At 72.2% G+C, this 13,292-nt stretch carries 8 protein-coding genes; 1 reads left to right on the forward strand and 7 read right to left on the reverse strand.

The window, feature by feature from the left end; translation table 11 throughout:
- Positions 1-162: 162 nt before the first annotated feature.
- The 7 genes from ACIGAQ_RS13735 to ACIGAQ_RS13765 all read right to left on the reverse strand — a co-directional run bounded on the left by ACIGAQ_RS13735 (position 163) and on the right by ACIGAQ_RS13765 (position 10,832).
- Positions 163-681: a DUF4240 domain-containing protein gene (locus tag ACIGAQ_RS13735; RefSeq protein WP_311687486.1), complete on the reverse strand. Its 519-nt coding sequence runs from the start codon at positions 679-681 to the stop codon at positions 163-165.
- Between the two features lie 56 nt (positions 682-737).
- Positions 738-1,724 (reverse strand): WYL domain-containing protein, encoded by a 987-nt coding sequence (locus ACIGAQ_RS13740; protein WP_362273914.1) that lies wholly within the window; start codon positions 1,722-1,724, stop codon positions 738-740.
- Between the two features lie 71 nt (positions 1,725-1,795).
- Positions 1,796-4,498 (reverse strand): pyruvate dehydrogenase (acetyl-transferring), homodimeric type, encoded by a 2,703-nt coding sequence (gene aceE / locus ACIGAQ_RS13745; RefSeq protein WP_399782337.1) that lies wholly within the window; start codon positions 4,496-4,498, stop codon positions 1,796-1,798.
- Between the two features lie 267 nt (positions 4,499-4,765).
- On the reverse strand, positions 4,766-5,389 hold the full coding sequence (locus ACIGAQ_RS13750; protein ID WP_311687275.1) for a GntR family transcriptional regulator: 624 nt from the start codon (positions 5,387-5,389) through the stop codon (positions 4,766-4,768).
- 277 nt (positions 5,390-5,666) lie between these two features.
- Positions 5,667-7,520, reverse strand: coding sequence for a 2-oxoglutarate dehydrogenase, E2 component, dihydrolipoamide succinyltransferase (gene sucB / locus ACIGAQ_RS13755; RefSeq protein WP_399782340.1), 1,854 nt, complete (start codon positions 7,518-7,520; stop codon positions 5,667-5,669).
- Positions 7,521-7,581: 61 nt separating this feature from the next.
- Complete coding sequence (gene lpdA, locus ACIGAQ_RS13760) at positions 7,582-8,970, reverse strand: dihydrolipoyl dehydrogenase (RefSeq protein WP_311687272.1); 1,389 nt, start codon at positions 8,968-8,970, stop codon at positions 7,582-7,584.
- Between the two features lie 335 nt (positions 8,971-9,305).
- A complete protein-coding gene (locus ACIGAQ_RS13765; protein WP_311687270.1) occupies positions 9,306-10,832 on the reverse strand; it encodes a leucyl aminopeptidase in 1,527 nt (508 codons plus the stop codon).
- A 343-nt stretch (positions 10,833-11,175) separates the two neighbouring features.
- Between ACIGAQ_RS13765 and ACIGAQ_RS13770 the strand changes: the two genes are divergently transcribed.
- Complete coding sequence (locus ACIGAQ_RS13770) at positions 11,176-13,209, forward strand: hypothetical protein (RefSeq protein ID WP_399782344.1); 2,034 nt, start codon at positions 11,176-11,178, stop codon at positions 13,207-13,209.
- Positions 13,210-13,292 lie beyond the last annotated feature (83 nt).

The following is a 13,292-nucleotide window of genomic DNA, read 5'->3' on the forward strand; positions in this document are numbered from 1 at the left end:
CAGGCGGTGCTCGGCGCGGTCGCGACCGTCGTCCGGGGCCGACGCGGTCGCCGCGTCCGCCCTCGACCAGGCCGGCGCGCCGCCCCGCTGCGCCACGCGGTGCGGGCCGAGCGGACGCACGCGCACGTGCCGTCCGGCACCGGCCGCGACCGGGGCGCCTGATCAGCCCCTGAAGCGCTCCCACAGCCGGGGATAGCGCTCCGCGAGCAGGCGCTCGTTCTCGAAGTCCAGCGGGGTGCCCTCCGGCTCCGCGGGGGCGGGCGGGATCTCCAGATCGGGTGCGACCACGCCGGTGAGCTGCTCGTAGGCCTCGTCGGCCGCGTAGCCCAGCTCCTCGCCGTCGCCGTCGATCTCCTCGTCGAAGTCGCCGAGCAGGTCGGCGAGTGCGTCCGGGTCGTGCAGGGCGCCCTCGAAGACCTCCCGGCCCTGGCCGATCAGCCAGCACCGGAAGAAGTCGAAGGCGTCGTCGCTGGCCCCGTCCAGCAGCACCCAGGCGGCGCCCCACAGGTCCCAGCGGTAGGCGCGGTTGTAGCGGGACTCGAAGTGCCGGGCGAAGTCCAGGACCGAGTCCGGGTCCAGCCGGGCGAGCCGCTCCACGAGCAGGTCCGCCTGCTCCTCGGGGTCGCCCTCGGCGGCCTCGCGGGCGTCGTCCACCAGCTCCCAGAACTCCGTCTCGTCCATCACGGGTCAAGCATCGGCCCTGGGGCACAGGGGCGCACCCGGAGTGCGCGGGATCGTTATGCGCCGCCCTCGGGACGGTAGAGGCGGGCCAGCCGCGCCGCGTCCGCCGCGAACCGCTCCCGCAGGCCGTCCGGCGCCAGCACCTCCACCTCCGGGCCCAGCGCCGTCAGCTGGGTGTGGGCCACCTCCTCGGACTCCACCGGCAGATCCACCGTCACCCACCCCTCGCCGTCCGGCGCCTCCGCCTCCGCCAGGGCCTCCCGGGCCGACAGCGAGTCCAGCGCGTACGGCAGTCTGCGCACCCCCTCGGGGGACAGGCGCACCAGGACCCGCGCCCGCAGGATGGACCGCGCGAACTGCTCCGCCCGCTCCTCCCAGAACGCGGGCAGGTCGAACTCCGGCTCCCGCTCGAAGCGCTCCGCACCCGGCTCCACCGCCGTGAACCGGTCGATCCGGTACACCCGGAAGGACGCGCCCCCTGCCACCCGCGCGCACAGGTACCAGACACCGGCCTTCAGCACGAGCCCGTACGGCTCCAGCTCCCGCGAGACCTCCTCCTCGCCGCGCCGGTAGCGGGCGCTGATCCGCCGGTCGTCCCACACCGCGTCCGCGACCGCCGGCAGCAGCGCGGGCGTCCTCGGCTCCTTGAACCAGTTCGGGGCATCCAGGTGGAAGCGCTGCGCCGCGGTCCGGGAGGCGTCCCTGAGGGACGGCAGCAGCGCCGCCGACACCTTCAGCCGGGCCGCCGAGGCCGCGTCCTCCAGCCCCATCTCGCGCAGCGCCCCCGGCACCCCGGACAGGAACAGCGCCTCCGCCTCGCCGCGGTGCAGCCCGGTCAGCCGGGTCCGGTACCCGCCGACCAGCCGGTAGCCGCCCGCCCGGCCCCGGTCGGCGTAGACCGGCACACCCGCCTCCGACAGCGCCTGCGCGTCCCGTGTCACCGTCCGCTCCGACACCTCCAGCTCCCGGGCGAGCTCGGCGGCCGTCATGGAGGGCCGGGACTGGAGCAGCAACACCATCTTGATCAGCCGGGCAGCGCGCATGGCCACATCATGCAGCAGGCCCCCGCCGGGGCGGGGGCCTGCCGATCAACGGTCCGTGTTCGGGGGAGGACTCACAGACCGTACTTCTCGCGCGCTTCCTTCACGGACGCGGCCTTGACCTCGCCGCGCTTGGCGAGCTGGGCCAGGGCCGCGACGACGATGGACTCGGCGTCGACCCCGAAGTGGCGGCGGGCCGCCTCACGGGTGTCCGACAGGCCGAAGCCGTCGGCGCCCAGCGAGGACCAGTCCTGCTCGACCCACTGCGCGATCTGGTCCGGGACCTGGCGCATGTAGTCGGAGACCGCCAACACCGGGCCCTCGGCGCCCTGCAGCGCCTGCCGGACGAACGGGACCCGCTCCTCGCCGCGCAGCAGCGCCTCGTCCGCCTCCAGGGCGTCCCGGCGCAGCTCGCTCCAGGACGTCGCCGACCACACGTCGGCGGCCACGCCCCACTCCTCGGCGAGCAGCCGCTGCGCCTTGAGCGCCCAGTGGATCGCCGTGCCGGAGCCGAGCAGCTGGATCCGCGGGGCGTTCGCCGGCACGGTCACGCCCGCAGACTCCGCCGTGTTGAAGCGGTACAGGCCCTTGACGATGCCCTCGTCGATCCCGGCGACGGACGGCTTCGCCGGCTGCGGCAGCGGCTCGTTGTAGACGGTCAGGTAGTAGAAGACGTCCTGGTCCTCGCCCGGGGCGGCCTCGCCGTACATCCGGCGCAGACCCTCCTTGACGATGGCCGCGACCTCGTAGGCGAACGCCGGGTCGTACGTCAGGGCCGCCGGGTTGGTCGCGGCGATGACGGGGGAGTGGCCGTCGGCGTGCTGCAGGCCCTCACCGGTGAGCGTGGTGCGGCCGGCCGTGGCGCCGACCAGGAAGCCGCGGCCGAGCTGGTCGCCGAGCTGCCACATCTGGTCGGCCGTGCGCTGCCAGCCGAACATCGAGTAGAAGATGTAGAACGGGATCATCGTCTCGCCGTGCGTCGCGTACGACGTCGAAGCGGCGATGAAGTCGGCCATCGAACCGGCCTCGGTGATCCCCTCGTTGAGGATCTGGCCGTTCTTGGCCTCCTTGTAGTACATCAGCTGGTCGCGGTCGACCGGCTCGTACGTCTGCCCCTTGGGCGAGTAGATGCCGAGCGACGGGAACAGCGACTCCATGCCGAAGGTACGGGCCTCGTCGGGGACGATCGGCACCCAGCGCCTGCCCGTCTCCTTGTCGCGGACCAGGTCCTTGACGAGGCGGACGAACGCCATGGTGGTGGCCACGTTCTGCGAGCCGGAGCCCTTGTCGAAGGAGGCGAACGCCTTCTCGGCCGGGGCGGGCAGCGGGGCGACCGGGTGGACGCGCCGGGCCGGGGCCGGACCGCCGAGGGCGGCACGCCGCTCCTGGAGGTAGCGGACCTCGGGGGAGTCGGCGCCGGGGTGGCCGTAGGGGACCACGCCGTCGACGAAGTCGCTGTCCTTGATCGGCAGGCCGAGCAGGTCGCGCATGTTCTTGAACTCGTCCACCGAGAGCTTCTTCATCTGGTGGTTGGCGTTCTTCGACGCGAAGCCCTCGCCGAGGGTGTGGCCCTTGACCGTCTGGGCCAGGATCACGGTCGGCGCGCCCTTGTACTCGACGGCCGCCTTGTACGCGGCGTACACCTTGCGCGCCTCGTGACCACCGCGCGAGAGGTGGAAGCACTCCAGGATCTTGTCGTCGCTCAGCAGCTTCGCCATCTCCGCCAGCGCCGGGTCGGCACCGAAGAAGTCCTGGCGGATGTAGGCCGCGTCGCGCGTCTGGTACGTCTGGATCTGCGCGTCCGGCACCTGGCGCAGCCGGCGTACCAGCGCGCCGGTGGTGTCGAGCTGGAACAGCTCGTCCCAGGCCGTGCCCCACAGCGTCTTGATCACGTTCCAGCCGGCGCCGCGGAACTGGGCCTCCAGCTCCTGAACGATCTTGAAGTTGGCGCGGACCGGGCCGTCCAGGCGCTGCAGGTTGCAGTTGATGACGAACGTGAGGTTGTCCAGCTCCTCACGGGCCGCCAGCGCCAGGGCCGCCGTCGACTCGGGCTCGTCCATCTCGCCGTCGCCGAGGAACGCCCACACGTGCGAGGCGGAGGTGTCCTTGATGCCGCGGTTGGTCAGGTAGCGGTTGAAGCGCGCCTGGTAGATGGCCGACAGCGGGCCGAGGCCCATGGAGACCGTCGGGAACTCCCACAGCCAGGGCAGACGGCGCGGGTGCGGGTAGGAGGGCAGGCCGTTGCCGCCCGCCTCGCGGCGGAAGTTGTCGAGCTGCTCCTCGCTGAGCCGGCCGTCGAGGAACGCGCGGGCGTAGATGCCGGGGGAGGCGTGGCCCTGGATGTAGAGCTGGTCGCCGGAGCCGTCGGCCTCCTTGCCCTTGAAGAAGTGGTTGAAGCCCGTCTCGTAGAGCCAGGCGGCGGAGGCGAAGGTGGCGATGTGGCCGCCGACGCCGTACTTGCTGCCGCGGGTCACCATCGCGGCCGCGTTCCAGCGGTTCCACGCGGTGATCCGCTGCTCCATCGCCTCGTCACCGGGCACGTCCGGCTCGGCGGAGGTGGGGATGGAGTTGACGTAGTCGGTCTCGAGGAGCTTCGGCAGCGCGATGCCGGCGCCCTCGGCGCGCTCCAGCGTGCGGCGCATCAGGTACGCGGCACGGTGCGGCCCGGCTGCCTTGGCGACCGCGTCCAGGGAGGCCTGCCATTCGGCGGTCTCCTCCGGGTCCCGGTCGGGGAGCTGGTCGAGCTCGCTCGGCTGGATGGCGTTGGGGTCGGTCATGTCGCCGCCTTCCTCAGTCGAAGGGGGTTCCCTCACGTAAGGGGATCGGGGGTGCCCTTTGTCTTTGGCAGGACAGGGCTGAGGCTTGGGTGGCAAGCCCGTCGGCGACTGTAACTCCCTGATCGATGATCGATCAAAGGGTTGAGGGCGAAAACCTCTTGATCACGAGAAAGTAGGCACGCGGTGCCTCCGGCGGTGGCACGCGGTGACGGATTTTCGAGGGATTTTCGCAGGTCGGAGGCGTTTGAGCGGGGTCGCGCTCGGGTGTCACGCCCGGGGCGCGCACCCCAGGACATGCGCCTTCACGAGTTCCGCGATCCGGGGGTCACGGCGCTTGAAGGCGGCGACCAGCTCCTCGTGCTCCTCCGCGTACGACTGCTGCTGCGTGCCCAGCCAGCGGATGGACAGGGCGGTGAACACCTCGATGCCCAGGCCCTCCCAGGTGTGCAGCAGGACGGAGTTGCCGGCGGCGCGGACCAGTTCGCGGTGGAAGGCGACGGTGTGCCGGACCTGGGCCGTGCCGTCGGACATGCGGTCGGCCTCGTACAGGGCGCTGACGTGCGGTTCCAGCGCCGAGCAGTCCTCCGCGAGGGTGTGGGCGGCCAGCTCCGCCGCGATGGCCTCGAGGCCGGCCCGGACCGGGTAGCTCTCCTCCAGGTCGGCGGCCGTCAGGTTCCGCACGCGGACGCCCTTGTTCGGGGCCGACTCGATCAGGCGCAGCGACTCCAGCTCGCGCAGGGCCTCGCGGACCGGGGTCTGGCTGACCTCCAGTTCGGTCGCGATCCGGCGCTCGACGATCCGCTCGCCCGGCTGCCAGCGGCCGCTGATGATGCCCTCCAGGATGTGCTCGCGGATCTGCTCGCGCAGCGAGTGGATGACGGGCGCGGTCATGAGGGCTCCTCGGTCGGGATCGACGCTTAGACAATACGGCCGGTTCGCTCCGCGGGTGTGGCCGACGAGCGTGCTTGCACGCAGGTGAGACATGTTGCACACGGTGTGTGGCGCCTGGGATCTCGCGCTGCTCCGCGCGTGGGCGGCCGCCGGTCGTCGGTGGCTCGTCGCGCCCACGCGGCGGAGCCGCACATGTCACGGCCCCGCGTCCCTCGGGTACGGCGATGCCCCGCCCGGGAGATCCGAACGGGGCACCGTACAACCGTGGAACCGAAGGTCAGAGGCCGAGCTCGACCTCGAACTCGCCGGCCTCCAGGATGGCCTTGACCGCCGTCAGGTAGCGGGCGGCGTCGGCGCCGTCCACCAGGCGGTGGTCGTAGGACAGCGTCAGGTACGTCATGTCCCGGACGCCGATGACCGGGCCGTCCTCGGTGTCGATGACGGCCGGACGCTTGACCGTGGCGCCGATGCCGAGGATCGCGACCTGGCCCGGCGGCACGATGATCGTGTCGAAGAGCGCGCCGCGCGAGCCGGTGTTGGAGATGGTGAAGGTCGCGCCGGACAGCTCGTCCGGGGTGATCTTGTTGGCCCGGACCTTGCCCGCGAGCTCGGCCGTGGCCTTGGCGATACCGGCCAGGTTGAGGTCGCCGGCGTTCTTGATGACCGGGGTCATCAGGCCCTTCTCGGAGTCCACCGCGATACCGATGTTCTCGGTGTCGAAGTAGGTGATGGTCCCCTCGGCCTCGTTGATCCTGGCGTTGATCGGCGCGTGGGCCTTGAGCGCCTGGGCCGCGGCCTTGACGAAGAACGGCATCGGGGAGAGCTTGACGCCCTCACGGGCCGCGAACGCGTCCTTGGCACGGGCGCGCAGCTTCATCAGCCGCGTGACGTCGACCTCGACGACCGAGGACAGCTGGGCCTGCTCGTGCAGGGCCTTGACCATGTTGTCGCCGATGACCTTGCGGATCCGCGGCATCTTGATGGTCTGGCCGCGCAGCGGGGAGGCCTCCAGGGAGGGGGCCTTCTTCGCTGCCGGAGCGGCCGCGGCGGCCGGAGCCGGAGCCGGGGCAGCGGCGGCGGCCTTCGCGGCCTCCGCGGCGGCGACGACGTCCTGCTTGCGGATGCGGCCGCCGACGCCCGTCCCCTTGACGGTGGACAGGTCGACGCCCTGCTCGGCGGCGAGCTTGCGCACCAGCGGGGTGACGTAGGCACCGTCGTCGGCCGGCTTGGCGGCGGCCGGAGCGGCCGGGGCCTGGGCCGGAGCCGGGGCGGGCGCGGGAGCGGACGGGGCCGGCTCGGGGGCCGGGGTGGTCTGCTGCTGCGGGGCCGGAGCGGAGGGGGCCTGCGGAGCCGGTGCCTGCTGGGCCGGAGCCTGCGGGGCGGGGGCCTGCTGGGCCGGGGCGGGCTGCTGCGGCGCCGGAGCCGGGGTGGGCTCGGGCTGGGCCGGAGCGGCCGGGGCCTCCTGCGCGGGGGCGGCGGCCGGAGCGGCACCCGCCTCGCCGATGACGGCGAGCTTGGCGCCCACCTCGGCGGTCTCGTCCTCGTTGACCACGATCTCCAGCAGCGTGCCGGAGGCCGGGGCGGGGATCTCGGTGTCGACCTTGTCCGTCGACACCTCCAGCAGCGGCTCGTCGGCCTCGACCGTGTCGCCGACCGACTTCAGCCAGCGGGTGACGGTGCCCTCGGTGACGGACTCGCCGAGCGCGGGCAGGACGACGTCCGTGCCCTCGGCGGAGCCGCCGCCGGCGGCGGCGTCGGCGGTCGGGGCGGGCGCCGGGGCGGCCTGCTCGGTGGAGGGGGCGGCCGCGGCCGGCTCCGGGGCGGGCTCGGCGACCTGCTCGGCCTGCGGGGCCTGCTCGGCGGCCGGGGCCTCCTGGGCCGCGGGGGCGCCGGAACCGTCGTCGATCAGCGCCAGCTCGGCGCCGACCTCGACCGTCTCGTCCTCGGCGACCTTGATGGAGGACAGCACGCCGGAGGCGGGGGAGGGGATCTCGGTGTCGACCTTGTCGGTGGAGACCTCGAGCAGCGGCTCGTCGGCCTCGACGCGCTCACCCTCGGCCTTCAGCCAGCGGGTGACGGTGCCCTCGGTGACGCTCTCGCCGAGCGCCGGAAGGGTTACGGAAACCGCCATGGTTTCGGTTGCTCCTTACGGAAAGTGCGGAAGTCTGTCGTCGCGTTCGTCGACCGAGGGGTCAGTCGTGCGCGTGGAGGGGCTTGCCGGCCAGGGCCAGGTGGGCCTCGCCGAGCGCCTCGTTCTGCGTCGGGTGGGCGTGGATCAGCTGCGCGACCTCGGCGGGCAGCGCCTCCCAGTTGTAGATCAGCTGGGCTTCGCCGACCTGCTCGCCCATGCGGTCGCCGACCATGTGGACGCCGACCACGGCACCGTCCTTGACCTGGACGAGCTTGATCTCGCCCGCGGTGTTCAGGATCTTGCTCCTGCCGTTGCCCGCGAGGTTGTACTTCAGAGCGACGACCTTGTCCGCGCCGTAGATCTCCTTGGCCTTGGCCTCGGTGATGCCGACGGAGGCGACCTCGGGGTGGCAGTACGTCACCCGCGGGACACCGTCGTAGTCGATCGGGACGGTCTTCAGACCGGCCAGGCGCTCCGCCACCAGGATGCCCTCGGCGAAGCCGACGTGCGCGAGCTGGAGGGTCGGGACCAGGTCACCGACGGCGGAGATGGTCGGCACGTTCGTGCGCATGTACTCGTCGACCAGGACGTAGCCGCGGTCCATCGCGACGCCCTGCTCCTCGTAGCCCAGGCCCTGCGAGACCGGGCCGCGGCCGATGGCGACCAGCAGGATCTCCGCCTCGAACGTCTTGCCGTCGGCGAGGGTGACCTTGACGCCGTCCTGGGTGTACTCGGCCTTCTCGAAGAAGGTGCCCAGGTTGAACTTGATGCCGCGCTTGCGGAAGGCGCGCTCCAGCAGCTTGGAGCTGTTCTCGTCCTCGACCGGGACGAGGTGCTTCAGGCCCTCGACGATGGTGACGTCGGTACCGAAGGACTTCCACGCGGAGGCGAACTCGACGCCGATGACGCCGCCGCCCAGGATGATCGCGGACTTCGGCACGCGGTCCAGGACGAGGGCGTGGTCGGAGGAGATGATCCGGTCGCCGTCGATGTTCAGGCCCGGCAGCGACTTCGGCACGGAGCCGGTCGCGAGCAGGACGTGGCGGCCCTCCACGCGGCGGCCGTTCACGTCGACGGAGGTCGGGGAGGACAGCCGGCCCTCACCCTCGATGTAGGTCACCTTGCGGGAGGCGACCAGACCCTGCAGGCCCTTGTACAGGCCCGCGACCACGCCGTCCTTGTACTTGTGGACACCGGCGATGTCGATGCCCTCGAGGGTGGCCTTGACACCGAACTGCTCGCTCTCGCGGGCCTGGTCGGCGATCTCGCCCGCGTGCAGCAGGGCCTTGGTGGGGATGCAACCCCGGTGCAGGCAGGTGCCGCCGACCTTGTCCTTCTCGATCAGGGCGACGTCCAGGCCCAGCTGCGCCCCGCGCAGGGCCGCGGCGTAACCACCGCTGCCACCGCCGAGGATCACTAGGTCGAAAACGGTGCTGGCGTCGTTCGCCACGTCACGTCCTCCATGCATGTGCGCCGTGAGCCGGTCTTCACTGACCGGCAGGCGGCTGGTGTCCGGCCGCTCGTTCTTCGGCCCTTCGGTGGGGCCCTGTCCTGCCGAGCCCCATCTTCGCACTTGTCGGCACACAAGGAGACGCCGGGCTGCTGTGTGAGACGCCCCACGTTCAGATGAGCCGCGTCCGGCGGGGGCGCGGGGCCGTGTCTGATCTGCGGCTCCGCCGCGCGGGCGCGGCCGGCGCCCCGAAAGGGGCGTGGGGAACTGCGTGCACAGCCCCCACGCCCCCGCACTCGCCGGACAACGGACGGGTCCGGGCTCTCAGGCGAAGGTCAGCCCAGATCCCCGGCAGCCGTCAGCTCCGCCAGCCGCACCAGCGTCCGCACGCCACTGCCCGTGCCGCCCTTGGGCGTGTACCCGAACGGCCCGCCCTCGTTGTACGCCGGGCCCGCGATGTCCAGGTGCGCCCAGGTGATGCCCTCGCCCACGAACTCGCGCAGGAACAGACCGGCGACCAGTCCGCCGCCCATCCGCTCGCCCATGTTCGCGATGTCGGCCGTCGGGGAGTCCATGCCCTTGCGCAGGTGCTCCGGCAGCGGCATCGGCCACGCCGGCTCGCCGACCTCCTCGGCCACCTCGTACAGCGCCGTGCGGAAGGCGTCGTCGTTGCCCATGATCCCGAAGGTCCGGTTGCCGAGCGCCAGCACCATCGCCCCGGTCAGCGTCGCCACGTCCACGATCGCGTCCGGCTTCTCCTGCGAGGCCGCCCACAGCGCGTCCGCCAGCACCAGCCGGCCCTCGGCGTCGGTGTTGAGCACCTCCACCGTCTTGCCGCTGTACATCCGCAGCACGTCACCCGGACGGGTCGCCGAGCCCGACGGCATGTTCTCGGCCAGGGCCAGCCAGCCGGTGACGTTGACCTCCAGGCCGAGCCGCGCGGCGGCGACGACGGCGGCGAAGACCGAGGCCGCACCGCTCATGTCGCACTTCATCGTCTCGTTGTGGCCGGCCGGCTTCAGCGAGATGCCGCCCGAGTCGTACGTGATGCCCTTGCCGACGAAGGCGAGGTGCTTCTTCGCCTTGGACGAGGTGTACGACAGCTTCACCAGGCGCGGCCCGGCGGCCGAGCCGGCCCCGACCCCGAGGATGCCGCCGTAGCCGCCCTTGACCAGGGCCTTCTCGTCGAGCACCTGCACCTTGATGCCGTGCTCCTTGGCCGCGGCCTGGGCGATCGCGGCGAACGACTCGGGGGTCAGGTCGTTCGGCGGGGTGTTGACCAGGTCGCGGGCGCGGTTGAGCTCCTCGGCGACGGCGACGGCGCGCTCGACCGCGGCCTTGTAGGCCTTGTCGCGGGGCTTGCCGCCGAGCAGGGCGACCTCGGCGAGCGGCGCCTTGCCGTTCCTCGCCTTGGGGTCCTTGCCGTTCTCCTTGTACGCGTCGAAGGAGTACGCGCCGAGCAGCGCGCCCTCCCCGATCGCACCGGCGTCGGCGGCGTCGGTCACCGGCAGGGCGAAGGCGGCCTTCCTGGCGCCGGACAGGGTGCGGGCCGCGATGCCCGCGGCCTTGCGCAGCGCCTCGGCGTCGTAGCCGGCGTCCTTCTCGGGCACCGCGCCCAGGCCCACCGCCAGCACGAGCGGTGCCTTGAAGCCGGACGGCGCCGGCAGCTTCGTCACCTCGCCCTCGGCACCGGAGGCGCCGAGCGTCTCCAGGACGCCGGCGAGCCTGCCGTCGTACGCCTTGTCCACGGCCTCGGCGCCCGGTGCGACGACCGGCCCCTTGGCTCCCTTGGCGACACCGATCACGATCGCGTCGGCCCGCAGACCGGGCGCCGCGGCGGTGCTGAGAGTGAGAGCAGTCACGGTGGTGAAATCTCGCTTCCGATGTGAAGTTGCGTTGGTCGAACGGTGTGGGTCGACCGGGCCCGACAGCCGACCCTATGCGGACCTCGCGGAGCGGGTCTCACGGGGCCTTTCCCGGTGCGGCGAACACTCGACGACGAGACTACGCGCGTGGCCCCGTTCGCTCATTCCTGCGGTCGTTCACCTGTCGGTGGCGTAGTGGCCATTTCTTGATCCCTCACACCGGTGAACTGGGTCACACTCGTCGGGATCCGGTGAGCGCCCTGCTCACCGCGCTGCGCGATCCCCGCGGTCCCCGCCTGCACGGCGATCGAGGACCCGGGGGTCTTCTGGGGGAGGGACCATGGCGCTGCGTGCGCGCAAATGGAGAAACACGGCCGCCGCGGTGACGGCGGCAGGCATGATCGCGGCAGGGGCGGTGGCCCCGGGGGCGGCGGCCGCCGAGGAGCCGCGCATCGATCTGCGGGTGCTGGTGGTCGACAACGGCGACAGCTCCGTCCGGGCCGTCACCGCCCAGCTCAGGAGCACGGGCGTGCCGTACACGACGATCGACCTGAACGACCCGGGCCGTCCGACCGTCACCGCGTCGTTCCTGAGCGACACCGTGGGCGGCCGGCCCCGCGCCAGGTTCCAGGGCGTCGTCCTGCCGAACGAGGCCCCCTTCGGCGCCGGCTCCGCCGAGCAGACCGCCCTGGAGACCTACGAGCGGACGTACGGCATCCCGCAGGTCGACGCCTACACCTGGGCCCATCCGGGGGTCGGGCTGGACTACACGAGCGAGGGCGGCTGGGCCGGCAGCCTCGACGGGCGCGAGGCATCCGTCACCGCGGCCGGGAAGGCGGGCTGGTTCGGCTATCTGGACGGCGCGTTCCGCTTCGAGGACAACGCGGCCGGCGTGCAGGAGAGCTACGGCTACGTCGCCCGGCCGCGCACCGGCTACACCAGCTACGTCGACATCGCCGTGCCCGGTGGCATCGGCCGCGGCAGCCTCGTCGGCGAGTACGCGCACGACGGCCGCCGCGAACTCGTCGTCACGTTCGCCTACAACGGCAACCAGCAGCAGTTCCGCCTGCTGGCCCGCGGCATCGTCGAATGGCTCACCCAGGGCGTGCACCTGGGCCGGGCGCGCAACTCCTTCGCCGTCCACGTCGACGACGTCTTCGCCCCGGACAGCCGCTGGGACACCGCCCGCAACTGCACCCCGGGCGACTTCGACTGCGCGGACGGCGACGGCGCGGGCACCACGCCGATCCGCATGACCGCGGACGACGCCGCCTACGCCGCCCAGTGGCAGCGCGCCCACGGCTTCACCATGGACATGGTCTTCAACGCGGGCTCCGGCGAGGAGTGGCGGACCCGGCACGGCGGCACCGACGCCCTCACCGACCGGCTGCTCGCCGACAAGGCGCAGTACCGCTGGGTCAACCACACCTGGACGCACCCCTTCCTGGGCTGCGTCCAGGACACCTCCACCGTGCCGTGGAGCTGCGCGAAGAACGCCGACGGCTCGACGAAGTACATGAGCCGCGCCGAGATCGCCGCCCAGATCCGCGACAACCACGCCTGGGCCGTGAACAAGGGGCTCCCCGTCGACCGCACGGAACTGGTCACCGGTGAGCACTCGGGCCTGCGGACGCTGCCCCAGCAGCCGGACGACAACCCCCACCTGGCCGGCGCCCTCGCCGACACCGGTGTCCAGTGGATCGCCTCGGACAACTCCCGCGAGCCCGGGCAGCGGTCCGTCGGCAGGGCGCTGACCGTGCCGCGCCACCCGATGAACGTGTACTACAACGTGGGCACGGCGGCCGAGATGGCCGACGAGTACAACTGGGTCTACACCTCACGGGCCGACGGCGGCAGCGGCGTCTGCGAGGACAACCCCACGTCGACCTGTCTCGACGAGCCGCTCGACCCCGCCACCGGCTACGCCGAGCACATCGTCCCGCAGGAGGCGCGCACCGCCCTCGGACACGTCCTCGCGGGCGACCCCCGGCCGCACTACGCGCACCAGTCCAACCTGGCCGAGGACCGGCTGCTGTACCCCGTCATGGAGCAGGTGCTCGACGGCTACCGGGCGCTGTTCGCCGACAACACCCCGCTGGAGAACCCCCGGCACAGCGCCGTCGGCGCCGAGGTGCAGCGCCGCGCCGCCTGGCAGACCGCCCTGGCGGACAACCGCGTGACGGCGTACCGCATCGGTACCACGGTCACGGTCACCGCCCCGTCGGGAACGCAGATCCCGGTGACCGTCCCGAACGGCACCAGGCAGCAACTCCTGCTCGGCACCAGCACGTTCGGCACCCCGTACGCGGGGGCCCGCTCGGCCTGGGCGACCCCGGCAGCACTCCAGTCGGCTCTCACCTTGAAGCTGCCCTAGAGGGGGCGCGGGGAACTGCGCGACCGGCCACGACGGACCCGCATCCGGGATCCCGGGCAGCAGTTCCCCGCACGGAATCCGCA

Origin of the sequence: Streptomyces sp. NPDC085932 (genome assembly GCF_044540525.1) — a bacterium.
In the GTDB taxonomy this organism is placed as follows: domain Bacteria; phylum Actinomycetota; class Actinomycetes; order Streptomycetales; family Streptomycetaceae; genus Streptomyces; species Streptomyces levis.

What these genes read in the sequence shown, in the direction of transcription:
- ACIGAQ_RS13735 (WP_311687486.1), bottom strand. Translation starts at nt 681, where the DNA reads ATGGACGAGACGGAGTTCTGGGAGCTGGTGGACGACGCCCGCGAGGCC.
- ACIGAQ_RS13740 (WP_362273914.1), bottom strand. Translation starts at nt 1,724, where the DNA reads ATGCGCGCTGCCCGGCTGATCAAGATGGTGTTGCTGCTCCAGTCCCGG.
- aceE (WP_399782337.1), bottom strand. Translation starts at nt 4,498, where the DNA reads ATGACCGACCCCAACGCCATCCAGCCGAGCGAGCTCGACCAGCTCCCC.
- ACIGAQ_RS13750 (WP_311687275.1), bottom strand. Translation starts at nt 5,389, where the DNA reads ATGACCGCGCCCGTCATCCACTCGCTGCGCGAGCAGATCCGCGAGCAC.
- sucB (WP_399782340.1), bottom strand. Translation starts at nt 7,520, where the DNA reads ATGGCGGTTTCCGTAACCCTTCCGGCGCTCGGCGAGAGCGTCACCGAG.
- ACIGAQ_RS13770 (WP_399782344.1), top strand. Translation starts at nt 11,176, where the DNA reads ATGGCGCTGCGTGCGCGCAAATGGAGAAACACGGCCGCCGCGGTGACG.